The sequence below is a fragment of the Providencia sp. PROV109 genome (genome assembly GCF_033681625.1).
Lineage (GTDB): Bacteria > Pseudomonadota > Gammaproteobacteria > Enterobacterales > Enterobacteriaceae > Providencia > Providencia hangzhouensis.
The window spans coordinates 338389-362871 of the sequence record NZ_CP096320.1 but is presented as its reverse complement, the minus strand read 5'-3'; the positions used below and the strand labels follow the sequence as shown (position 1 = coordinate 362871).

18 protein-coding genes are annotated in these 24483 nt (G+C 39.5%); 4 read left to right on the top strand and 14 right to left on the bottom strand.

Annotated elements, in window-relative coordinates; genetic code table 11:
• Positions 1-30: 30 nt before the first annotated feature.
• The 6 genes from M1F25_RS01630 to M1F25_RS01605 all read right to left on the bottom strand — a co-directional run bounded on the left by M1F25_RS01630 (position 31) and on the right by M1F25_RS01605 (position 5882).
• Complete coding sequence (locus tag M1F25_RS01630) at positions 31-2583, bottom strand: fimbria/pilus outer membrane usher protein (RefSeq protein WP_004261281.1); 2553 nt, start codon at positions 2581-2583, stop codon at positions 31-33.
• An 86-nt stretch (positions 2584-2669) separates the two neighbouring features.
• A complete protein-coding gene (locus tag M1F25_RS01625) occupies positions 2670-3347 on the bottom strand; it encodes a molecular chaperone (RefSeq protein WP_144141517.1) in 678 nt (225 codons plus the stop codon).
• 13 nt (positions 3348-3360) lie between these two features.
• A complete protein-coding gene (locus M1F25_RS01620) occupies positions 3361-3933 on the bottom strand; it encodes a fimbrial protein (protein ID WP_232368713.1) in 573 nt (190 codons plus the stop codon).
• Positions 3934-3955: 22 nt separating this feature from the next.
• On the bottom strand, positions 3956-4531 hold the full coding sequence (locus tag M1F25_RS01615; RefSeq protein WP_110592534.1) for a fimbrial protein: 576 nt from the start codon (positions 4529-4531) through the stop codon (positions 3956-3958).
• Complete coding sequence (locus M1F25_RS01610; RefSeq protein WP_181489125.1) at positions 4515-5255, bottom strand: molecular chaperone; 741 nt, start codon at positions 5253-5255, stop codon at positions 4515-4517. Before M1F25_RS01610 ends, M1F25_RS01615 begins: the two co-directional genes overlap by 17 nt.
• 78 nt (positions 5256-5333) lie before the next feature.
• The gene (locus M1F25_RS01605) at positions 5334-5882 is read right to left on the bottom strand and encodes a fimbrial protein (protein WP_094962859.1); all 549 of its coding nucleotides are present in this window, start codon (positions 5880-5882) and stop codon (positions 5334-5336) included.
• 1103 nt (positions 5883-6985) lie between these two features.
• Between M1F25_RS01605 and zur the strand changes: the two genes are divergently transcribed.
• Positions 6986-7501, top strand: a complete 516-nt coding sequence (zur, locus tag M1F25_RS01600) for a zinc uptake transcriptional repressor Zur (protein WP_004261310.1) — start codon at positions 6986-6988, stop codon at positions 7499-7501.
• A gap of 158 nt (positions 7502-7659) precedes the next feature.
• Here zur and lexA read toward each other — a convergent pair whose 3' ends face one another.
• The gene (lexA, locus tag M1F25_RS01595) at positions 7660-8277 is read right to left on the bottom strand and encodes a transcriptional repressor LexA (protein WP_004261314.1); all 618 of its coding nucleotides are present in this window, start codon (positions 8275-8277) and stop codon (positions 7660-7662) included.
• Positions 8278-8413: 136 nt separating this feature from the next.
• Entirely contained in the window at positions 8414-8788 is a 375-nt protein-coding gene (locus M1F25_RS01590) for a diacylglycerol kinase (protein WP_004261317.1), read from the bottom strand.
• Between the two features lie 126 nt (positions 8789-8914).
• On the opposite strand from M1F25_RS01590, the gene plsB reads away from it, so the two are divergent.
• Positions 8915-11404, top strand: a complete 2490-nt coding sequence (plsB, locus tag M1F25_RS01585; RefSeq protein ID WP_004261319.1) for a glycerol-3-phosphate 1-O-acyltransferase PlsB — start codon at positions 8915-8917, stop codon at positions 11402-11404.
• An 83-nt stretch (positions 11405-11487) separates the two neighbouring features.
• On the opposite strand, the gene ubiA is transcribed toward plsB, so the two are convergent.
• The 3 genes from ubiA to pgi form a co-directional block, all read right to left on the bottom strand.
• On the bottom strand, positions 11488-12342 hold the full coding sequence (gene ubiA, locus M1F25_RS01580; RefSeq protein WP_112307368.1) for a 4-hydroxybenzoate octaprenyltransferase: 855 nt from the start codon (positions 12340-12342) through the stop codon (positions 11488-11490).
• Between the two features lie 151 nt (positions 12343-12493).
• Positions 12494-13006: a chorismate lyase gene (gene ubiC / locus M1F25_RS01575; protein ID WP_094962860.1), complete on the bottom strand. Its 513-nt coding sequence runs from the start codon at positions 13004-13006 to the stop codon at positions 12494-12496.
• Between the two features lie 319 nt (positions 13007-13325).
• A complete protein-coding gene (gene pgi, locus M1F25_RS01570) occupies positions 13326-14972 on the bottom strand; it encodes a glucose-6-phosphate isomerase (protein WP_181489123.1) in 1647 nt (548 codons plus the stop codon).
• 994 nt (positions 14973-15966) lie between these two features.
• Here pgi and lysC point away from each other — a divergent pair.
• Entirely contained in the window at positions 15967-17343 is a 1377-nt protein-coding gene (gene lysC / locus M1F25_RS01565; RefSeq protein WP_004261326.1) for a lysine-sensitive aspartokinase 3, read from the top strand.
• A gap of 61 nt (positions 17344-17404) precedes the next feature.
• Here lysC and M1F25_RS01560 read toward each other — a convergent pair whose 3' ends face one another.
• The 3 genes from M1F25_RS01560 to metH all read right to left on the bottom strand — a co-directional run bounded on the left by M1F25_RS01560 (position 17405) and on the right by metH (position 23387).
• Positions 17405-18880, bottom strand: a complete 1476-nt coding sequence (locus tag M1F25_RS01560; RefSeq protein WP_232368712.1) for an SEL1-like repeat protein — start codon at positions 18878-18880, stop codon at positions 17405-17407.
• 163 nt (positions 18881-19043) lie between these two features.
• Positions 19044-19634 (bottom strand): hypothetical protein, encoded by a 591-nt coding sequence (locus tag M1F25_RS01555; protein ID WP_181489119.1) that lies wholly within the window; start codon positions 19632-19634, stop codon positions 19044-19046.
• Between the two features lie 69 nt (positions 19635-19703).
• A complete protein-coding gene (gene metH, locus M1F25_RS01550) occupies positions 19704-23387 on the bottom strand; it encodes a methionine synthase (RefSeq protein WP_318836621.1) in 3684 nt (1227 codons plus the stop codon).
• Between the two features lie 203 nt (positions 23388-23590).
• Between metH and iclR the strand changes: the two genes are divergently transcribed.
• A complete protein-coding gene (iclR, locus tag M1F25_RS01545) occupies positions 23591-24421 on the top strand; it encodes a glyoxylate bypass operon transcriptional repressor IclR (RefSeq protein ID WP_036958355.1) in 831 nt (276 codons plus the stop codon).
• The last annotated feature ends 62 nt before the right edge of the window (positions 24422-24483 follow it).

Below are 24483 nucleotides of genomic sequence, written 5' to 3'. Positions count from 1 at the left end.
TTTAATAAGGTAAGAGTCCGGTATAACAAATTATTGGCAATTAATAGAGATAGTACGGATTGCCTGTCCTTTACTTATATTAATGCTGCCTAAGTTAGAGAATGACGCTAAACATTGTTGGTTGCTATTTGCACCCCAACGAATTTGCAATTTACCAGAATCAGGTAACCCACTCATAAATAACTGATTATTATCGCCAACAATACCTGTATTTTCTTCGGTTGCATTTTCTTCAATTAACGATGCTACAGCCCCAAACGGCAGCACAGTACCATTCGACATTTTTAAGTTGATAACAGCTTGATATCCAACTTTAGTATCAAATTTAACTTTAACAATTGCCCCTGCTGCGGGATAAACCGTTTTACTGGTTTCTCTAAGAAGAACATCATTAGGTAGTGTATTGACATCCATATTTATAACATTTGCGTTATAAGGAGATATATAAGGATACAATGCATAACCTCGATTATTAACCTCTACATCTTGGTTACTTACCTTAGTACCAGCTGCACCTTCAGCTTCAATGATCGCCATACTATCCCCCATAGTACGCCCGAATAGAACACCACCCGAATGTAATAATAGGCCGCCATTGACACTTGCGTTCATTGATTGACTATTCTTAGAATAGCTATATGCAGAGGAAATATTACCCGAGGAACCTGAATAACCAGCACTTAAAGAACCACTATTCCCGACGCCTTTATTCCCATACCCTTGCGTAATACCATAATAAATTTTATTATCTAACAAGTTACCTGAAATTCCTGCTTGCTGATCAATATAGCCATCATTATTCTGGCTAAATGAATAAGTACTATATATATCCTTCGCTAACACATTGTTGGTAAATATGCTGAACGGTATGCTGACATTTACTGATACCATTCTATTTTCAGGCCAAGATGTATTATCTTTTATCCTATCTATGCTGTATGTAATACCATAGTTTATTTTGTTATAAGTTCCGTTATATCCCATCACCATCTGACGAACTTCACGGTTGATTTCCCAGTAATCAGAGATGCTTCCTGATAAGAAAACACTACCATATTCTCCCAATCTTTGCGTTATAGAAGTGGTAAAACTCGCTCTCTGACGTTGGTTAATCCAAGGCGCAACCCCATCCTTCAACTTATAGTCATAGTTATTGAAATCAGCAAAACTAAAATAAGATCGAGTAGAATAGCGTAAAGCAGTTAAATCGATAGAAGTCCCTGTCGACATCATACTTTTCGAATAACGAACACGGTATGATTGTCCAGCGCGGTCTCCTAAATCGCCATCCATATTAGCCGTAGCATGAGTAATATCCATAGATAAAGCACCAAAAGTGCCTAGTGATACACCTAAGCCAGCTACTGCTGAAAAATAATTATCCGCAAATAATAGGCCACCATATAATGTACTATTTGTAGGCAGGCCATAAATTAAAGATCCTAAAAAGAAATCAGATCGTTTAGAATCAACGGTATACCCACCATCATAGCGACCAACACTGGTCTCATACTTATAGCCACCAGGTCTAAGCATCACAGGTAATGAGGAATACGCAACTGTGAAGGTTTTCTCAGTTCCATCTTCTTCCTTGACCGTAACATCTAAGTTACCCGCGTTACCTGAAGAATATATATCTTTAATTCTAAAGGCTCCAGGTGACACATATGTTTGATAAACAACATAGCCATTTTGTCTAATAGTAACCTGCGCATTAGACTGAGCAATACCTGCAACTTCAGGAGCAAAGCCTCGTTGGCTATTAGGAAGCATTGCCTCATCACTTGATATTTTAATTCCTTTGAATGGAATAGAATCAAAAACATCACTACCTGTAGATATTTCACCAACCATCATTGTAGATTTAATGGAGTGAAGGGCTCTCATTATATATGTATTAGTAAAGTCAGTAGATGATTCAGTATCGCCATTACTCTTAGAATAAGAGTAACTCATATTGGATCTCAGTCTCCAAGGACCTAAATTTAAGCCACTATTCAATGTTCCAAATAAACTATCACTTTTATTTGTTCCAGACGATGAATCTGTTTTATTTTTATTACCACTAATGAAGTAATTCAAAAATAATGCAGAAACACCAGTATCTAACATTGATGGATCAATATATCCTTGAACTTTATTGTCCATGTATATTTGAGGGACAGTGACTATTAATTTTAACTTACTAACATCAACTCTTACTGTTGCGTCTTTAATGTAGTCATTAAGTGATAATATTTTAACATCTGGAGATAAATTATTAAGCCCAGGCAGTGCTTTTACATTAACCCCCCAATTTTCCAAGATTGTCTTATCAAATTCAGGTACAACAAGACCTTTTGAGTTTGCAACAAAATTAACATCTTGTTCGGATAGTATGTTTCTATTTATTTCGATCTGTAAGCGATAAACACCTGCCGGAATAGTATTGGATGAATTAAATTGAGATAAATCTAACTGGCTAGCATCAATTCCTAGCTGACTTTCAAGCATGCTCGGATCAAAATAATCGTCACCATATGAATACAGAGATAAGCTTATCAATGAAGATAGCAAACCAAGTTTTAATATTTTGTTTTCCATTCCTCTAGCCTTAGATTATCTTTACATTCAAAATATGCAAGCGCTGAAAAATCATTATATGTTATTTAATAAATATAAAAGAAATTTCAATTAATTCTAAACACTTCAGTTCCAGCACCATTATCATCAAGAAAACGCCAACTTGCTACATTTATACTTTCATTAGTATTTTCTAATTTATAATAACTAAATGGTGAAACTAAAATGGAATCATTATAGTTCTTACCATTCATATTAAAATCAACAATTGTCATATAATAAGGGGTTGGATTATGAAATTGCCACCTTCCATCCTTATTTTTTAACTTTACCTGTTCAAAATTATTCTTATTTGGCTCAGGTATACCATTAGGCCGATAATATAATTTAATAATTATAGCTGTTACAAAAACTATTTCAGGCGTATCCCCTTCCTCTAATTTTTTGCTAGTCGGTGGAATACCCCTTACTTTCAAATAGAATCCTGATTCTCTATCTTTAGGTAGCTTAGAAACATTATCAGGATATATCCTAACTGCATGTTCTGTTTTACTTTTAATTTTGAATAAAGGAGGGCTAATTATAAAACTATCAGCATTCTTCTCATCCTTTATATCTAATAATAACATTTGAATTAATAAAGGGCTTTCACCCTCATTACGGATACTAACAACCTTATTCTTATCTGAATCTGTGAAAATAACTCTACTTTGGCCTAAAGATAATCCTCCAGCATGAAGGGTAAAGTGCCAAGCTAGTATTATTGTTAATATCAACCGTATCATCACATTTACCTATTTAATCTGCATAATATGACAATGTTAGTGTTGCTTTAAATGCCCCAATATTTTGATCTATCGAGCAATCAGCAACTTGGTTCTTACACATGACATAAGCATAAAATGTTTTAGTTACATTTTGAGTTTTAATATTCGACCATAAAACATTATTAGTTTCTGTAATAAAATCTGCAGATGATTGATTTGCATTATCATTTGCAGAGATTCTTACAGCAAACGTTTTTCCTGGATTATCTAAAAAACCATCATTTATTGTGTAGTTGCCAGTTAATTTAATATAGTTATTATCAAAGCTATTAGTTTTACAGTTACTGATTACAACATCAAAAGCTTTCTTAATCTTTCCACTAGATGCATCCACCCCAAACTTAGATAAAGGCACATTTCCAAAATCAACAATATTCTTTTTACCACTATCACTAGTGACAGCAATATCACAGGTATTTTTAGGCACAGTTAAATCAAACGTAAAATCGTGTGTACCTGGTACTAAAGCTGTTGAAGAATAAGAAAAAAACATCACGTAAAAGGCCAATGTAACTCTACAACATATTTTATTTAGAGACTTCACAGTTAATACCACCTATTAATTCTTATGGTTGAAGTAATACTATATCAACAGAGGCAACTAGTTCTCCAGGTATTGGCTGAGTAGTTCCAAGCTGGACAACATTTACTTCAAAATGATTCTCTAATTGGCTATTAGCTGTAACATCAAAACTAATTTCACCGCCAGCATTGAGGTTTACGACTTTACAATTGAGCTTATTCTCATCACAGTTTTTTAAAACAAACGCAGCTCCAGTAATATTATTAGTTGGATATATTTTATTACTATTATCAACTAAAGTTCCTATCCCAGGCGTTATTTTCATTTTAAATGGTGCTGGACCATCAGATAGATTAAAATCAGTGCAACTATATTTTAAAGAAAAGGGTTTCACATAGGTTTCATCGTCAACATTCGGTTTAATTTGAGGTGTTAATAATGGTTTATCAAATTTAACCGTCATCGATTCATATGATACTTCACACGTTCCTTTAGATACATTGCCGATAACTTCAATATCTAAAGCTGAAGCTCTTCCAATAAAGAAACACATGCCTATTACAATATAAATAGCACTTAAAATAGATGCCTTTATTTTGTTACTAATTGATTTTTCCACTAAAAGACTCCTCGCCACCTAAGTCATTAATAACTGTCCATTTAACTATACCATTACGGCCATTTGCCGGAGTTATATAACTGAAAGAGTCAAAAGGAGAAATCATTGTATTACGCTTTTTCATATTTAAATCAATTTTAACACCATTAACACTGAGCTTATTTAAAGAAATATAGTATGGTGAATTATTATTAATAATAATACCTGTACTACTAGAGCTTACCTCTAAGCTTTTATATGCGTCATATGGTGAGATAGATAATTTTGAAGGTCGGTAAAAAACCTTAATAATATTATTATAACCAATATTCATTGCAGATCCTTCTAAAGGACCATCAGTAGCAGGTATCATAGTAGCAGAGAAATAAAAAACACTCTCTCTATCTGTTGGTAATGAATTCGGTTGAGCAAAAATCCTAATATCTTGCGTTGCCCCTGAGTTGATTTTAATTAATGGAGGTGTAACTGAAAAAGGCGTTTTTGATGCTGAACCATCATTATTCATGCTTACCGAAAATTTTGCTAAATAATTAATATTTGTATTATTTCGAGCACCAACCGATACACTACTTTCACCCTGGACATATATTATTCGGGTCGCATTTAAACCAACACCACCTGCAGCGTAAACGTTAGTAGTAGTAATTAATGAAAACAGTAGAATTAAAGCTCTATAACAATCATTAACTACTTTTTTTCTTAAAAACGATTCTTTTGCTTTCATTACTTAGTCCAATCATTAAAAACAATATTAAGAGGCTTTTTAATTAAAAAGCCTCTTTACTCGTATTAACTAATATTATTAGTTATAAGATACAGTAAATGTTACTGGTACGGATAATTTATCAGTAGGTACACCAGTTTTGGTAAGAATCAGATTAGCTTTCATAGGAATGACAGCACCACCATCTTTAGCAACTTTAGGGTCGATAACCACTACTGCATCTGCGTTAGGAGTAATATTAACTGCACCAGAAGCTAATTTAACTGCTAAAGCTTTAGATTCTTGGTTAGCAAACAGTGCTGGGAAACCAGCTGCTGCTTGACCTTGAGCGAATACGTTCATTGAAGTATCAGCTGCGTCAGCAGAACAGTTAGACAGAACTAAATCAAAAGATTTTTCATCACCTAAAACTGCATTTGGTGCTAAAGCATCAGTTACATCTTTAGTGAAAGTTCCCCAGTCAACAACAGAACCTGTAGTAGTTGAAGACACATCACAAGATTGAGCACGTAATTGGGCTTTGAATGTTACTTCCGCACCTTTCTTACCATCTGCAGCTAATGCAGAACCTGCTACCATAGAACCTGCTAATACTGCTAAAACCGCTAATTTTTTGTTGAATAACATATGTAAATACCTCTGTATTTATGTCGTCATGTAAGTAGTTAAAGACACAATTTTTATTAAAAACCAAGTTCACAATAATTGTTTACAAATACCTATGCCATTTTCATGAGCCTGGATAACTAACTGTCAACCTATTTAATTAAGTCAACATTGGGGGATATTAAAATCCGTTCAATACCCTTTTTTAAAACCAAATTATTGAACTGGTTTTAAAAAAAGACTATTTCTGTATCGCCGAAAATGAGAGACCAACATCAATATAGAAATAGCAAAATGGACAAAAATAAAATATATGAAAGTTTAATTCGCTATTATTGCATTGCACCTTGCATTCTGTATGAATAAAACCTAATTACCTTTAAAAGCATTCCACAATTTAATTCATCTAAAAATTCACATTAGCTATTCCCGCTTGAAACAAAACGAAACAAACAAAAACATTATGCTGAATTTTTAAATACCTTGTTTCTTTCTGATACCAATATTAATACCACAATATTAATTGTCAAAATTACACAAAAAGGGATGCTAACTTAGTTTTTTATACTAAGATAATGATATAAATAGATGCAATCACCAAAAAATGAAGAGATACTATAACTAAAGATCGTCATTTAGATTAATTTATATTTATAAAGTCAACTTACTTATAAATATTTCAGGTTATATTTAGTTATGTAAAAACCACACATTTTATTTAATTCTAAAAATTCAATGAAAGTGATATTAAAAACTATAAATACATGCATTGAAAATATTGAAATGAAAAAACAACTTAATATACGATTCATTACACCATTACAACAGATAAGCGTAAGATAAGTCTTAATTGAAATTTACACTAAATGGCAATCTAAAACCTTACGTTTTGTGTGTTTTTTGTTAAACAACATCGAGTTTTTTGTTTAAGAAAAACAAAGAGGATAGGCTTGTTTTGAGTATTCTAATTATCTGTTTTTCCAGATAATCGTTTGCTTATATTTCCCTTTAAATAGAAATAATATAAATATAAAACAATGTATCCCCGCGCATTCCTGATCTCAAAAATATGATAAGCTTATTAGCAGTAATTGTTTGCATTTTCGAATATTGAGGCCGATTAGATGAAAAGAATGAATGAAGACAAAATCCTTGCAATGGCCGAGAATATTTGCCAATCAAGAGGCGTCAGGTTGACACCACAAAGAGAAACAGTATTACGCCTGATAGCACAGCAGCATGGCGCAATCAGTGCTTATGATTTACTTGACTTACTACGTGAAATTGAACCTCAAGCTAAACCACCTACAGTTTATCGTGGCCTTGAGTTTTTAATGGAGCAAGGTTTTATCCATAAAATTGAATCAACGAACAGTTATGTCGTCTGTCACCATTTTGATAACCCGAGCCATATCTCTGTTATGTTAATTTGTGACCAGTGTGGAAGCGTAACGGAAAGTGATTGCACAACAATAGAAGCTGCAATCATTAATTTAGCAGATGAACACCAATTCCGCTTAAGACATACAGTGGTGGAAAACCACGGCTTATGTAAAAATTGTGACGAAATGAATAGCTGCCAAGATCACGAACATTGTCATCATAACCATGAACAACCTATCGCCCAGAAGAAAAAATAAGTAGCTGCGTTGATAAATTGCTTGATGAAATGCAAAAATAGAGAAGATAAAGAAATAAAATAAACAAAACAGGCAGACCTCAGAATGAAACTATGAAATCTGCCTGCAATCGTCCTTCCCGCCTGTAACCTACCATTACGGCTAGCGACTAAAGGAACTTAATACCAATCACTATTACGGATAACCCCAACAGCCAAACCTTCAATAGTGAAATTTTGCTGACGTAAGTCAACAATAATAGGTTCGAATTCTGGGTTTTCTGCTATTAATTCAACACGGTTACCCTGTTGCTTAAAACGTTTAACAGTAACTTCATCTTCGATACGAGCAACAACCACTTGCCCGTTATGGACATTCTGCGTTTTATGCACAGCTAATAAATCACCATCCATAATGCCAATATCTTTCATGGACATCCCATTCACACGCAACAAAAAATCTGCGTGTGGTTTAAATAGCTCAGGGTCAACTTGATAGTGACTTTCAATATGTTCCTGCGCTAATAATGGTTCGCCAGCGGCAACACGTCCAATCAGAGGTAACCCCTGGTCTTCTGTTTCTTCTTCAAGAAGCAGACGAATACCTCGGGATGCGCCTGAAACGATTTCAATAACCCCTTTGCGCGCTAAGGCCTTTAAATGTTCTTCTGCCGCATTAGGCGAACGAAAACCAAGGCTTGCTGCTATCTCAGCACGTGTAGGAGGCATACCCGTCTGCGAAATGTGATCGCGCACCAGATCGTAAACCTGCTGTTGTCGAGCCGTCAGTGCTTTCATTCCGTTCCCCTGTTTGTTTATACAGTCAAACTGTGAGTATATACAGGTAAATGAAGATTTGGAACAGTTAAATCGCTCAATTTAAGCATTTGTTATCGATTTACTTTCTTTTTACCCTATTAAGCACCCGAACGCCTTAGCCAGAGAAATAACGCTGCCATAATACCAGTGCCCAAATAAATAGCGCTAAGCCGATACTCACAAATACCGCAGCGGAACCAATATCTTTAGCTCTTCCTGACAGTTCATGATACTCACTACCAATACGGTCAACTACGGCTTCTATCGCACTATTCAATAATTCGACTATTGCCACGAGGACAACTGAACTCACTAACAAAATTCTATCTATATAGCTGATATCTAAATAAAATGCGATAAAAATTGCGATAATCGCAGCAACAGATTCCTGCCTAAATGCGGCTTCATTAACCCAAGCTGCCTTCAAACCTTTAAGGGAATATCCCGCCGCTTTGATCACTCGCGTGAACCCCTTAACTTGACTCGCCATATTTATTCCTTAAAAAATGCAAACAATAATCGATTTTTACGGTCAAAGTGAATTGTCAGTAACAGATCTAACCATGTATTTCTGGTATGATTGCGCAGCATTGTTAACAAGAGGCTATAATCATTTATGTCACTATGGCGTAAAATATATTACAACACGTTGAATTTACCACTTAAATTATTGGTAAAAAGTAAACTAATTCCTTCGGATCCCGTCACTGAGTTGCAGCTTGATGTCAACAGGCCAACCCTATACGTATTACCTTATCATTCGAAGTCTGACCTCCTCACGCTACGGCATCAATGCTTAGCTATTGGTCTGCCAGACCCTCTGGTCGACAATGATATCAATGGAACGAAGCTTCCGGCGTACGTTTTTATCGATGATGGCCCACGTGTTTTTCGCTATTATTCACCGAATCCACGTAAGGATTCAGTAAAAACTTTCCATGCTTATTTAGATTTGCATAAAAACAATCCAAATCTAGATATTCAAATGCTACCTGCATCCGTGATGTTTGGCCGCTCACCGGGTCGTGAAGGCCATACTCCAGCACCACCATTGAAACTGTTAAATGGGATTCAAAAATTCTTTGCAGTTTTATGGTTAGGGCGTGACAGCTTCGTGCGTTTATCACCCATTGTCTCAATTGGGAAAATGGCACAAGACCACGGCACAGACTCCATTATTGCCAACAAACTCGCCCGTGTCGCGCGTATTCACTATTCGCGCCAACGCCTAGCAGCAGTTGGGCCAAAACTCCCTGCACGTTATGAGCTGTTTAATAAGCTATTAACGTCTAAAGCGATTGAAAAAGCCGTTGAAGACGAAGCGCGTAGTAAAAAAATTCCACTCAAAAAAGCCCAGCAAAATGCCGTTGGGATGATGGAAGAAATTGCAGCCAATTTCTCTTATGAAGCCGTACGTTTAACGGATAGGGTTCTTAGTTGGACTTGGAACCGTCTTTATCAAGGCATCAATGTTCAGCACGCTGAACGGGTCCGCCAGCTTGCACAAGACGGCCATGAAATCGTTTATGTCCCCTCTCACCGCAGCCATATGGACTACTTACTGCTCTCATATGTGCTATACCATCAAGGGCTAGTTCCACCTCATATTGCCGCGGGGATCAACCTCAATTTCTGGCCAGCAGGGCCGATTTTCCGCCGTTTAGGGGCCTTTTTTATTCGCCGTACGTTCAAAGGAAATAAACTGTATTCGACTGTTTTTCGCGAATATTTAAGTGAGTTGTTTGCTCGGGGTTACTCCATCGAATACTTTGTGGAAGGTGGGCGCTCACGTACCGGTCGTTTATTACAGCCTAAGACGGGTACCCTCTCAATGACGTTACAAGCGATGTTGCGCGGTGACTCACGCCCTATCACCATCGTTCCTATCTACATTGGGTATGAGCATGTGATGGAAGTGGGAACTTATGCCAAAGAACTTCGCGGCGCAGAAAAAGAGAAAGAAGGCTTTTTCTCTATGGTTCGCGGCTTACGTAAATTGCGTAACCTAGGCCAAGGGTATGTTAACTTCGGTCAACCCATTTCATTACCTCATTACCTTAACCAGCGCGTGCCTGATTGGCGCGACTCTATCGACCCTATCGAACCACAAAGACCAACGTGGCTAAACCCAACGGTCAGTTCGTTAGCCGATAACATTATGGTCAATATTAATAATGCAGCCGCAGCCAATGCGATTAACCTGTGTGCGACTGCGTTACTGGCTTCTCGTCAACGCTCACTCACTCGTGAGCAACTGATTGAACAAGTCGAATGTTACCTGCAATTATTGCGCAATGTGCCATACACCGCAGATGCGACGACCCCAAATAAAACAGCAGAGCAATTGTTAGAACATGCTTTGCAAATGGATAAATTCGAAGTCGAAAAAGACAGCATGGGGGATATTATTATCCTTCCTCGCGAAAATGCCGTCTTAATGACCTATTACCGTAACAATATCCATCATTTATTGGTATTACCATCACTAATTGCTAGCATTGTATTGCACTATGAACGCATTAGTCGCCAAGACATTCACTATCAAGTAGGCCAAATTTATCCGTTCTTAAAAGCAGAACTGTTTATGCGTTATAACAGTGATGAGCTACACGAGGCGGTAGATACGCTAATTGATGAGCTAAATAACCAAAAGCTGATTTGCTTAAAAGAAGACGACATAGTGGTGTTAAATCCTCGCCGTATTCGTCCATTACAGCTCTTAGCTGCTGGCGTACGTGAAACTCTGCAACGTTATGCAATCACATTATCATTACTCAATGCGAGCCCTGAAATCAGCCGTAATACGCTGGAAAAACAAAGCCGTATCCTTGCACAACGCCTTTCTGTTTTGCATGGTATCAACGCTCCTGAATTCTTTGATAAAGCGGTATTCTCCACATTGGTCGATACCCTGAGAGAAGAAGGCTACATTGATAATAATGAAAATGATATCTTTGTCACCAATGCGCAAAAACTGTATGCCGTTCTGGCTCGATTGATGTCACCTGAGATTCGCTTAACTATTGAAAGTGTTAGTCAAGATGATGAGTTTTCTGAAAAAAAACCAACTGAAAGCACGCAATCTCCGGAACAAGTGAAAAGCTAATCGCCTTTTCTCAAGCCAATAAAACAAAAAAGGTCATGTTAGAAATAACATGACCTTTTTCACTTTGGCTCAATAACTGTAATTTAAAAATAACTGATAAAAATACCAATAAACAATATTAAGCCAACAAAGTTATTGTTCATAAAAGCTTTAAAGCAAGGCGCACGTTCACGGTTAACCATCAATTGCTGCTGATAGATAAATAAACCCGCAACTAACACTAATGAAATATAATAAAGGGTTCCTAAACCCGCCAGTGAACCAATCACCAATAATAAGCCAACCATCAGTAATTGCAGCAAACCAATAATCAGTTTGTCATATTGCCCGAATAGAATAGCGGTTGATTTCACACCAATTTTTAAATCATCATCGCGGTCTACCATTGCATACTGAGTATCGTAGATCACCGACCAAATAATATTAACTAAAAACAGTAACCAACAAACAGCTGGCAAAGTTTCACCAACAGCAGAGAAAGACATTGGAATTGACCAACCAAAAGCCGCACCTAATACCACTTGGGGTAAGTTACTGACTCTCTTAACAAAGGGATAAACCCATGCCAAAGCCAAACCTGCAACCGACAACCAAATGGTCATGGAATTGAGTGTCAAAACTAGCAGAAAAGAGAGGCCAACAAGGCTTGCAAACAATATTTTTGCTTCTTTTTCTGTTACGTCCCCACTCGGGAGTGGGCGGTGTTTAGTCCGCTCTACGTGGCCATCAAAATGGCGGTCAGCAAAATCATTAATGACACAACCAGCAGCACGCATAAAGAATACGCCAGCAGTAAATACAATCAAAAGATGTAAACTTGGCGTACCTTGAGCCGCAATCCATAATGCCCAATACGTCGGCCACAATAGCAACAATGAGCCAATGGGTCTATCAATACGCATTAAACGGCTGTATGCATGCCATTTACTTAGCGTCATACTTCCCTCCACTTTATCGTGCTCCTTTTCGAATTCCATCATACTTCAAATTAGGTATATTTTAATACCACCAAACTCGGCAACTTACTGATTTATATTTGTTGGCATAGTGTCATTGCAGAGACCTGAAAACTCAAAGTACTTAGGATAGTTAGCGATATGCAGGTGATTCAGGTAAAAATATTTCTGTTAACAGCAACGGTTTATTCGATAGTCTTAACCGAGAACTACGTACCCACCGATTTGCGCAAGAACCAATATGGATATAATCTCGAGTTAAACTCTCGCGGCTAAATAAATAACGCCCTAATGGCATTCTCCCAATATCCACCAGTTGTTGGTCATCATCAGTCAGTGTTTCTTCAGGGATTATTGTTCGGCCCAGTAACCAAGGGATACCATCTCCATACATGACAACTTCTCTGACCCAATAACGCGGGCTTTCAGGTAGAGACTGCACTTCATCCGCGCTCAGCTTATCTTGCGATACATAGCGCTCTAAATAAGGTATCACGGTAACTTGCTGGCTATGCTGCTCAAAACGTTTTGTCATGGAGCCAAGCTCTAGTAGCCAATCTAGTATATTGGCAGGCACTATTTTATCGTTTTTATCGTTCTCCGCCAGCCAGTGAATCGGCTGAGAAGTAAAAAGCGTTTCATCCATTACTTAAAATTCCACCATGAATAACATGGTTATGATTTACTGTATTTCTTACGCAATAGGATATCACGTTGTTTTACGACAAGGTTAAAGTTAGCTAACAATTTATATAAAAAGTCACATTTTCAACACAAAATGTAAAAATATAGTGAAAAATTTTTTAATTACTAGCAAGTTATCGATAATAATAAAATTCATTAATATCGTAACAAAATGAATTTGTTTGATTAAAAAACAGCCTGATGGACAGTATGTCAGTTAAACAATGTAAGGTAGGAACTTCCTACCTTACATTTAACTATTTAAATAATACGTTATTAATTTATCGCCAAGCTTTGTAGCTGTTAATCAAACCATTGGTCGAGCTATCATGGCTACTCACGGTATCACTATTTTCTAATTCAGGCAGGATACGGCTTGCGAGTTGTTTACCTAACTCCACGCCCCATTGGTCGAAAGTAAAGATATTTAAAATCGCCCCTTGAGTGAATATTTTGTGCTCATACATCGCAATCAATGCACCTAACGAATATGGCGTGATTGATTTCAATAAGATAGAGTTAGTTGGGCGGTTGCCTTCAAACACCTTATAAGGCGCAACATATTCCATATCCGCGACATTTTTACCTTGCGCAGCAAACTCGGCATCAACCACTTCACGAGTTTTACCAAACGCCAGTGCTTCGGTTTGCGCAAAGAAATTAGATAATAATTTTTCGTGATGATCCCCTAACGGGTTATGGGTTACCGCAGGTGCGATAAAATCACATGGGATCATCTTAGTTCCTTGGTGGATCAACTGATAAAACGCATGTTGGCCATTGGTTCCCGGCTCACCCCAAATAATCGGGCCCGTTTGATAAGTAACAGGTTTTCCATCACGACCAATATATTTACCGTTCGATTCCATATTACCTTGTTGGAAGTAAGCGGCAAAACGATGCATGTATTGATCGTATGGCAGAATCGCTTCAGTTTCCGCCTCAAAAAAATTGTTGTACCAAATGCCAATCAAACCTAACAACACGGGGATGTTCTTTTCTAGCGGAGTTTGGGTGAAATGTTTATCCATCGCATGGGCACCGTTCAATAATTGAACGAAATTATCAAAGCCGACCGATAAAATAATGGATAAACCAATCGCTGACCATAATGAATAACGGCCACCAACCCAATCCCAAAATTCAAACATATTGTTGGTATCAATACCAAACTTCGCGACTTCTTCGCCATTCGTTGAAAGTGCCACAAAATGCTTAGCCACTTGACTTTCATCTTTTGCCGCCGCCAAGAACCAATCACGAGCAGAATGCGCATTCGTCATGGTTTCTTGCGTTGTAAAGGTTTTGGACGCAATTAAAAACAGTGTTGTTTCTGGGTTCAGCTTTTTCAGTGTTTCCGCAATTTGCGTACCATCCACATTCGATACAAAATGCATGTTTAGGTGGTTTTTGTATGGACGCAGTGCTTCTGTCACCATAAATGGACCAAGGTCTGAACCACCAATACCGATGTTCACCACATCCGTAATCGCTTTACCGGTGTAACCCTTCCAATCACCGCTGATAATACGCTGACTAAATTGCTGCATTTTTTCCAATACTGCATTCACTTCTGGCATGACATCTTTGCCATCAACATAAATAGGGGTGTTATCGCGGTTACGCAAAGCAGTATGTAGTACCGCACGGTTTTCAGTACGGTTAATTTTTTCACCTTGGAACATACTGTTAATGGCGCTTTCTAGCTCTGTTTCTTTTGCTAAGGCCAATAAATGTTCCAATGTTTCTTGCGTAATTCTATTTTTGGAGAAATCCACTAAGATTTGACCATCGAACGTTGCCGAAAAATGAGTGAAGCGGTCTTTATCCTGTGCAAACAAATCGCGCATATGGACATTTTTCATTTGCGCAAAATGTTGCTCTAGCGCCCGCCATGCAGCCGTCTGGCTTGGATTAATACTTCTCATGGATAACACTCTCCAAATAATTTTAAATAGAAATAGATTGTACCCCGTCACGAAAACGAGACTTATCGGTTTTCTGCGTTATATTGATATTCCCCAATTCTGCCGCACTTTTCCAGACTTAATTACCCATTTTATTAAAATACACACTTTCTAGACTGATACGTATACAAAAGTATATGATCCGGTTATCTGAGAGCAGTCAACCCCCAAACTGATTGAAATATAACGAGTATATACTCTAAATAATTCGAGTTGCATGTAGGCGACAAGCGAAGATAGACCGATGAGCATACAAAAGTATGTGATTCGGTTATCTGAGCGCAGTCAACACCCAAACTGCTTGAAATATAACGAGTATATACTCTAAATAATTCGAGTTGCATGTAGGCGACAAGCGAAGATAGACCGATGAGCATACAAAAGTATGTGATTCGGTTATCTGAGCGCAGTCAACACCCAAACTGCTTGAAATATAACGAGTATATACTCTAAATAATTCGAGTTGCATGTAGGCGACAAGCGAAGATAGACCGATGAGCATACAAAAGTATGTGATTCGGTTATCTGAGCGCAGTCAACACCCAAACTGCTTGAAATATAACGAGTATATACTCTAAATAATTCGAGTTGCATGTAGGCGACAAGCGAAGATAGACCGATGAGCATACAAAAGTATGTGATTCGGTTATCTGAGAGCAGTCAACACCCAAACTAATTGAAATATAACGAGTATATACTCTAAATAATTCGAGTTGCATGTAGGCGACAAGCGAAGATAGACCGATGAGCATACAAAAGTATGTGATTCGGTTATCTGAGAGCAGTCAACACCCATGCAGATCGAAGTATGACGAGTATGCCGGGTATATTGAGAAAACCGATAATAAATTACCTATCATTAGAATTACTGATTTACTTCGATTCTTGATTGACGCAATCCTATTTACCCGATAAATCTATATAAAGATTAGGTTTAACCAAAGGGATTGACACCATGAATATCGCAGCGTCTTCAACAGACAATCATCAGTATGTTATCGCCAAATTTGGCGGCACTAGCGTCGCTAACTTTGAAGCGATGAACAACAGCGCCAATATTGTTCTCTCCAACCCAAATGTGCGAGTTGTGGTACTTTCCGCCTCTGCTGGCATTACCAATTTATTAATCGAACTGGCCGAAGGTTGCGATGCTGATAAACGTAATGAACTGCTGAAAAAAGTGAAGGATATTCAATACGCAATTATTGATAACTTACAAACTGCTGATGTTATTCGTGAGGAAATCAATCGATTACTCGATAATATTGCTCATTTAGCTGATTCGGCTGCTTTAGCCACTTCTGATGCATTAACGGATGAAATGGTGAGCCACGGCGAATTAATGTCAACCTTACTATTTGTTGAAGTACTACGCCAACGTAATGCTAACTCCCAATGGTTTGACGTACGCAAAGTGATGAGAACGAATGACAGCTTTGGCCGTGCTGAACCAGAACTTGCTCAGCTAAAAGCATTGTCAGAACAACAACTCATGCCACGCCTTACTGAGTCGGTTGTCATTACTCAAGGGTTTATTGGTCGTGATGAAAAAGGCCGCACGACCACTCTTGGGCGCGGTGGAAGTGACTACACCGCCGCTTTGTTAGCTGAAGTCCTTAATTTATCACGTGTAGATATTTGGACTGACGTTCCTGGAATTTACACCACTGACCCTCGCGTCGTACCGAGTGCCCAACGCATTGATGAAATTGCTTTCGATGAAGCGGCAGAAATGGCGACCTTTGGCGCAAAAATTTTGCATCCTGCGACACTCCTTCCTGCAGTACGTGCGGGGATCCCAGTTTTTGTCGGTTCAAGTAAAGCCCCCGAAGCCGGCGGCACCATTGTGTGTGATAAAACCACGAATCCACCACAATTTAGGGCATTAGCACTGCGCCGTAAACAAACGCTACTCACCTTGCACAGTCTAAAAATGCTGCACGCACGCGGTTTCTTAGCGGAAATTTTCACCATTTTACTGCGCCACAATATTTCAGTGGATCTAATTACGACTTCAGAGGTCAGTGTCGCCCTAACCTTAGACACAACAGGTTCAACGGGAACTAACGGCAGTTTACTCACCAATGCGCTAATGACAGAACTATCCGCATTATGCCGTGTTGAAGTGGAAGAAGATTTAGCGCTCGTGGCAATCATTGGTAATGAGCTGTCGCAAGTGAATGGCCTCGGAAGACAAATTTTTGGGGCACTTGAGTCATTCAATATTCGTATGATCAGCTATGGAGCAAGTAGCCACAATATTTGTTTATTGGTACCTGGAAATGATGCTGAAGAGATCGTTCGTACCTTGCACAGTAACTTATTCGAATAGTGTGGGAATTTGATCAAAAAACGAGAAGGCGATCATTTCGATCGCCTTCTATATTATACAATTAATCCTCTCTAGCATTTTTGCTGGGTTGCGCAACACTACCAGTGTATTGCAACATTTTTCCCGTCACGCCTTTATTCTGTTTTAAAAGCGCCAAGTTGCTTTTTGCGGTTTCATTACCGAGTTCTACCGCTCGTTCAAACCACATTACTGAACGAAAAATATTTTTCTCACCGCCCTCGCCTCGTGCATACATCACTGCAAGGTTGTTTTGGGCATCGCTATTTTTCTTAAATGCCGCTTTTTCCAGCAATTGCCGTGCTCTGTGTGTGTTTTTCGCCACACCCGTTCCCGTTAAATAAAAGATAGCTAACTGGTTTTGAGCTTCGATGTTATTTTCTTGCGCAATCAGCAACCAACTCAAAATATCATTCACATCAACATTTTTCAGCTCACCAGACACATACAGTTCCGCTAACTTAATTTGAGCCGCTTTACCATCACTGTTGGCAAGTGATATATACCACTCAATAGCCTTTTTGGGGTCTTTTTTAATCCCTCCTAACCCTTTTTCATAGAATTCAGCTACCTTCATTCCAGCTTCTTGGGATTTATTTTGTGCTGCTCGTTCATACCATAGAAAGGCTTCAGAGAGATCTTTACCAACGCCATTACCTTGCTCATAGGCTTTCGCAATCGCCAGTTGGGCCGCAATATTGTTCTGTTGCGCAGCGCGTTTATACCAGTACATCGCTTGGTAGCTATTCTTTTCTATTGCGCTATGACCTTCTTGATAAAAATCACCCATATTCACTTGCGCTGTCGCAGAGCCCATATTGGCAGCTTGACGATATAAATAAATCGCCATTTCGGCGTCCGGCTCTACACCCTCACCATTTTCATACATCACCGCTAAGTTATTCACTGCGGCTGCAATATTATTTCCCGCACTTCTTTCATACCACTCTCGAGCCTTCTGGTAATCAATATCACCACCTAACCCATCATGATAAAACAACCCCATCGCAAACTGTGCGTTAGCATGTTCTTGCTCCGCGGCCTCTGCATACCATGCTTTCGCTTGCTTTAAATTTTGCTCAACCCCAATGCCATGTTCATATAAGTAACCCATCGCATATTGGCAATAAGCATCGCCTTTTTCAGCACCTCGGCGATACCATTGTTCCGCTTGTCGGTATTTTTCCTGATTTTGCAATAACATCCCAAGATAATAATCTCCATCTGTATTATCTCGGTCAGCCACCTTTTTAAACCAACGATAAGCCTCTTGCTCATTGACGTCTAAAAATTCAGTCCCATCCATATAAGCAAGCCCAACATCCACCATTGCCTCTTCATCTCCGGCATTCGCTAGCTTCAATTTTGCTTTGAATTCATCATAAATAGGCATGCTTTTAGGCTGCGCCTGTAGCGTATTCGGTTTATCTTTCGTAGAAGGTGCTTCAACAATATTGCCAGCTTGCGCAAGGGAAATACCGCTAACATAGAGAACTAACAGAAAAGAACGTAATTTCATCACCATGACCTATTTATTGGCGTTTGTCATTAACATATCACTCCAATAAAAAATTCATAAGGGATGTTGGCTGAAAAAGTAGAATAACAAAGGAATTATTAAGAAAACGGAGGAGACGCCAGCTTCTTGCTGAAACTTTTGTCTCCGAAATAAGCCGCAGTACTTAGTTAACGCGGTAACCGCCGTGTTTACTGGCAAATAAATTAAATTTACCCCATTCAATTAACAGAGCTTCCAATGTGTGGTGGCTAATCTTACACAGTTCAGAGATCTGAGAAACGACAAAGTGGTTTTCACTCACCAGTTCTGGTGAAAACACTTCCGCAATCCATTCACACTCTTTCGTGGTCACCAACCAACCGTCATTGGTCGAAAATTTATGCACGGGTACCATACCGTCTTTCGGGCTTTCTTGAGATAACAGCTTATTTTCATCGATTTGGGCTTGATGAAAAGCCGCGATTTCGTCCTCTGAAGGCACGGGTTCTACTGCTAAATTTTCTTCTAAAAATAGGTAAATTTCTTCTGCTCTTGCAGGTGTTAGCTCGCTTCTTAACCAAATCTGATTAAAACAGTGCTCATCCAGTGAATCATCGGTATCAAGCTTATCCATGATCTGTAAAACACTCATCATAGCGCTCACCGCGTCTTCGCTCATCATGAACGTTTCAGGCGCCGCACTGTTTTGGATCTGATAAGGAAAAACTGCCGAGCGTGGCAGTTCTTCTTCAATAATAAATTCATAGCTCATCATTGGCCCCCTCTAATGTATTACCTATAAGATGGTGCCGAATGCATGAAAAATCAATGTATTGATCTTGTTTTAATCTTCAGGGTCATAAGCTAAGTTTGGCGCTAGCCAACGCTCCAACTCCGTCACCGACATCCCTTTACGCTTTGCATAATCCTCAATTTGGTCTTTTTGTAGCTGGGCTACCGCAAAATATTTACTTTCAGGATGGCTAAAATACCAGCCTGATACCGAGGCCCCTGGCCACATCGCATAGGAACTGGTGAGTTGCATACCAATTTGCGTTTCCACGTCCAGTAACTGCCAAATTTTTGCCTTTTCTGTATGCTCAGGGCAAGCCGGATACCCCGGTGCAGGGCGGATCCCTTGGTAATTTTCGCGAATAAGTTCTTCATTACTCAAGTTTTCATCGTCTGCATAACCCCAATATTGCATGCGGACTTGTTGGTGTAAATATTCAGCAAATGCCTCCGCTAGCCTATCCGCCAGCGCTTTAACCATAATTTTATTATAGTCATCATGCTGTTGTTCATATGCATCAGCAAGCGCGTCTTCTTCTAAGCCCCCTGTCACTGCGAAAGCCCCAATATAATCGGCTTTACCACTGTCCTTTGGCGCGACAAAGTCAGATAAACAATAGTTTGGAAACTCAGTTTTTAAAGTTTGTTGGCGTAAATTCAGCCCCATGACTTGCACATGATTTCGCGACTCATCGGTATAAATTTCAATATCATCGCCAACCCGGTTTGCAGGGAATAAGCCAAAAATACCTTTTGGCGTTAATAAGTTTTCTTTATCAAGCTTATCTAACATATTATTGGCGTCTTTCAATAGCTTACGCGCTTCAGAACCGACCACTTCATCCTCTAAGATCCGCGGGTATTTACCTGCCAGAGACCACGTCATAAAAAATGGCGTCCAATCAATATAGTTTCTCAGCGTTGAAATAGATGCGGTGACTTCTTGAATACCAAGAAATTTTGGCACAGGTGGTTGGTAATGTTGCCAATCAATATTAACCGCATTAGCGCGTGCCACATCCAGTGCCACAGGCGGTGTTTTTGGCCTTCTACGGCCATGTTGCTGACGAACCGTTTCATATTCACGGCGAGTGCGCGCAACAAAATCTGCTTTTTGTGTTGCTGACAATAGCGCTGCGACAACCCCCACAGTTCGAGAGGCATTTTGCACGTAAGTCGGTGGCCCACTATAATTAGGCTCAATTTTCACGGCAGTGTGTGCTTTTGATGTTGTCGCCCCACCAATCAGTAATGGCAAGGTAAACCCTTGTCTTTCCATCTCTTTAGCTACGTGCACCATTTCATCAAGAGATGGCGTGATCAAACCGGATAACCCAATAATATCGACGTTCTCTTCACGTGCTGTTTTTAGAATAGTTTCACACGGAACCATCACGCCTAAATCAATGATTTCATAGTTATTACACTGCAGAACAACCCCAACGATATTTTTGCCTATGTCATGAACATCGCCCTTTACCGTCGCGAGTAAGATTTTTCCTGCACTACTACCTGACTGCTTAAGCTCTTGAATATAAGGTTCTAAATAGGCTACGGCCTGTTTCATCACCCGAGCAGATTTCACCACTTGAGGTAAGAACATTTTTCCTTCCCCAAATAGGTCTCCAACCACATTCATACCATTCATCAAGGGGCCTTCAATCACTTCGATTGGGCTGGAAGCACGTTGGCGTGTTTCTTCAGTATCTTCAATGATAAATTCGGTAATACCTTTCACTAATGCGTATTCAAGACGCTTTTCAACTTCCCAACTACGCCATTCCGCTTGTTGAACTTGCTGCTCTCCTGCCCCTGCTCCACGGTATTTTTCCGCCAGTTCAAGCAAACGTTCTGTACTGTCATCACGGCGATTTAAAATCACATCTTCAACAGCATCTTTTAATTCAGTAGGCAGGTCATCATAGATAGCGAGCTGCCCCGCATTAACGATCCCCATATCCATTCCATTACGAATGGCGTAATACAGGAAAACAGCATGAATTGCTTCACGTACAGGGTCGTTTCCTCTAAATGAGAAGGAGACGTTGGAAACCCCGCCAGAAATCATCGCATGAGGTAACTGAGCCTTAATGTCCTTACAGACTTCAATAAAATCAACGGCATAGTTATTATGCTCTTCGATTCCTGTGGCTACGGCAAAAATATTTGGGTCAAAAATAATGTCTTCAGGAGGGAAGCCCACCTCTTCGGTAAGGATCTGATAAGCACGGCGACAAATTTCAATTTTCCGCTCACGTGTATCTGCTTGGCCAACTTCATCAAATGCCATGACGACCACCGCAGCACCATATTTGCGCAATAATTTAGCATGCTCAATAAATGCCTCAACCCCCTCTTTCATTGAGATTGAATTGACGATCCCCTTACCTTGTATGCACTTAAGCCCCGCCTCGATCACCTCCCATTTTGAGGAGTCAATCATAATTGGCACGCGAGCAATATCTGGCTCACCAGCAATCAGATTCAAGAAACGCACCATCGCCGCGTGGGAGTCCAACATCCCTTCATCCATATTGATGTCGATGATTTGCGCACCATTTTCAACTTGCTGACGTGCCACATCTAAGGCTTCTTGGTAATTTTCTTCTTTAATCAGCCGCTTAAATTTTGCCGACCCCGTCACATTGGTTCTTTCCCCAACGTTAACAAATAACGATTTTTCGCCAATATTTAACGGTTCTAAACCCGATAAACGGCATTCAACAGGTAGTGACGGTAATTGACGTGGTGTGATACCTTTTACGGCTTCTGCCATTTTTTTGATATGTAATGGCGTCGTTCCACAGCACCCACCAACAATATTTAAGAACCCTGCGGTTGCCCATTCATGAATTTGTTCAGCCATATTTTGCGCATCAAGATCATATTCACCAAACGCATTCGGTAGCCCTGCATTAGGGTGCGCACTGACATAACATTCCGCAATCCTTGATAATTCAGCAATATACTGGCGCAGCTCATCCGGGCCTAATGCACAGTTCAAGCCAAATGATATCGGCTGCGCATGGCGCAATGAGTTATAAAATGCTTCTGTTGTTTGCCCTGATAATGTCCGGCCTGAAGCATCCGTGATCGTACCCGAGATCATAATAGGTAGAGAAACTCCCAAAGCTTCCAGTTCGGTTTCTACCGCAAAGATCGCGGCTTTCGCATTCAATGTGTCAAAAATGGTTTCGATCATGATCAGATCCACCCCACCGTTTACTAAAGATCGGGTAGATTCACGGTAGGCTTCAACGAGTTGATCAAAGGTGATATTGCGATAAGCAGGATCATTAACATCAGGAGAAATAGAAGCAGTGCGGTTTGTCGGGCCTAAAACTCCGGCAACATAACGCGGCTGGTCAGGGGTTTTACGTGTCCACTCGTCAGCACATTCACGGGCAAGACGCGCAGCAACTTCGTTAATTTCAGCGGAAAGTGATTCCATTTTATAATCAGCCATCGCAATGGATGTTGAGTTAAAAGTATTGGTTTCAACAATATCCGCGCCCGCTTCAAAGTATTGAGAATGGATATCTCGAATAATATCTGGCTGAGTTAAGACTAATAGATCATTATTTCCCTTTAAATCACTCGGCCAATCCGCAAATCGTTCTCCGCGAAACTGGGCTTCCGACAACTTATGTTGTTGGATCATTGTTCCCATTGCACCATCTAATACCAATATACGTTTTTTTAATTCTTGTTCTAATTGATTAACTTTTGCGGACACTGCACTGCCCTCCTAAAATGGAACACTGAGAAATAAGTCAAATTTTTACCTTTAACATCCTATCACAACTTCTCTCGTGAAAATTCGCTGTTATGATGAGAGTTTTTCAAGGTTGCACAAGAGCACACTTTTCACTGATCCGATGAGTATTTTCAAGTGAAATAGTTCATAATAGAAGCTAAATGACAGTCAGGAGAGACTTAATGGCAACGGCACCAATTACTAAGAAACTTAAAAAAGCAAAAGGGCCGGCGAGTGGCGCAGCTGCAGCAGGACAAGTTCAATCATTAAGTCGTGGATTAACACTATTGGAATATATTTCCGAATCGACAGGGGGAATTGCCCTCACTGACCTTGCGATGCAAGCTGGCTTACCCAACTCAACAACACATCGCCTTTTAATGACTTTAGAACAACATGGTTTTGTTCGCCAAACTGGTGATTTAGGCCTATGGGTTATTGCTTCTCATGCTTTTATCATTGGTAGCAGCTTTTTAGAGAGTCGTAATTTGTTAGCCCTCGTCCACCCAATACTACGCCGCTTAATGGATGAATCGGGGGAAACTGTCAACTTAGCTATCCTAGACCATACAGAGTACGATGCCGTCATTGTTGACCAAGTACAATGCAATGCGCTAATGAGAATGTCAGCACCAATCGGAGGAAAACTGCCATTACACGCCTCGGGGGCAGGCAAAGCATTCATTGCTAACTTACCAGAAGACAAACTGGTTCCACTTTTAAGCCGTAAAGGTTTACATGCTTATACGCCTTATACATTAACTAACCCATCAGCTTTAAAAGAGAATTTACAACAGGCTAAAAAGCAAGGTTTTTCTTATGATGACGAAGAGCATGCATTAGGGTTACGCTGTATTGGGGCTTGTATTTATGATGAACACAAAGAAGCTTTCGCAGCCATTTCTATTTCAGGCCCATTATCACGTATCACCGATGACCGTATTACTGAATTAGGCGCTATGGTTATCAAAGCCGCAAAAGAAATAAGCCATGAATATGGTGCAAACCGCTAGCTAAACAGTGAAAGTGAAATACAAAGCAACCTGTATTTCACTTAACCTTACAAAGCTTTTTA

Excerpts from the sequence above, each read along its gene's own strand:
- M1F25_RS01630 (WP_004261281.1), bottom strand. The coding sequence starts at position 2,583 with ATGGAAAACAAAATATTAAAACTTGGTTTGCTATCTTCATTGATAAGC.
- M1F25_RS01625 (WP_144141517.1), bottom strand. The coding sequence starts at position 3,347 with ATGATACGGTTGATATTAACAATAATACTAGCTTGGCACTTTACCCTT.
- M1F25_RS01610 (WP_181489125.1), bottom strand. The coding sequence starts at position 5,255 with ATGAAAGCAAAAGAATCGTTTTTAAGAAAAAAAGTAGTTAATGATTGT.
- M1F25_RS01605 (WP_094962859.1), bottom strand. The coding sequence starts at position 5,882 with ATGTTATTCAACAAAAAATTAGCGGTTTTAGCAGTATTAGCAGGTTCT.
- zur (WP_004261310.1), top strand. The coding sequence starts at position 6,986 with ATGAAAAGAATGAATGAAGACAAAATCCTTGCAATGGCCGAGAATATT.
- lexA (WP_004261314.1), bottom strand. The coding sequence starts at position 8,277 with ATGAAAGCACTGACGGCTCGACAACAGCAGGTTTACGATCTGGTGCGC.
- M1F25_RS01590 (WP_004261317.1), bottom strand. The coding sequence starts at position 8,788 with ATGGCGAGTCAAGTTAAGGGGTTCACGCGAGTGATCAAAGCGGCGGGA.
- plsB (WP_004261319.1), top strand. The coding sequence starts at position 8,915 with ATGTCACTATGGCGTAAAATATATTACAACACGTTGAATTTACCACTT.
- ubiA (WP_112307368.1), bottom strand. The coding sequence starts at position 12,342 with ATGACGCTAAGTAAATGGCATGCATACAGCCGTTTAATGCGTATTGAT.
- ubiC (WP_094962860.1), bottom strand. The coding sequence starts at position 13,006 with ATGGATGAAACGCTTTTTACTTCTCAGCCGATTCACTGGCTGGCGGAG.
- pgi (WP_181489123.1), bottom strand. The coding sequence starts at position 14,972 with ATGAGAAGTATTAATCCAAGCCAGACGGCTGCATGGCGGGCGCTAGAG.
- lysC (WP_004261326.1), top strand. The coding sequence starts at position 15,967 with ATGAATATCGCAGCGTCTTCAACAGACAATCATCAGTATGTTATCGCC.
- M1F25_RS01560 (WP_232368712.1), bottom strand. The coding sequence starts at position 18,880 with ATGAAATTACGTTCTTTTCTGTTAGTTCTCTATGTTAGCGGTATTTCC.
- M1F25_RS01555 (WP_181489119.1), bottom strand. The coding sequence starts at position 19,634 with ATGATGAGCTATGAATTTATTATTGAAGAAGAACTGCCACGCTCGGCA.
- iclR (WP_036958355.1), top strand. The coding sequence starts at position 23,591 with ATGGCAACGGCACCAATTACTAAGAAACTTAAAAAAGCAAAAGGGCCG.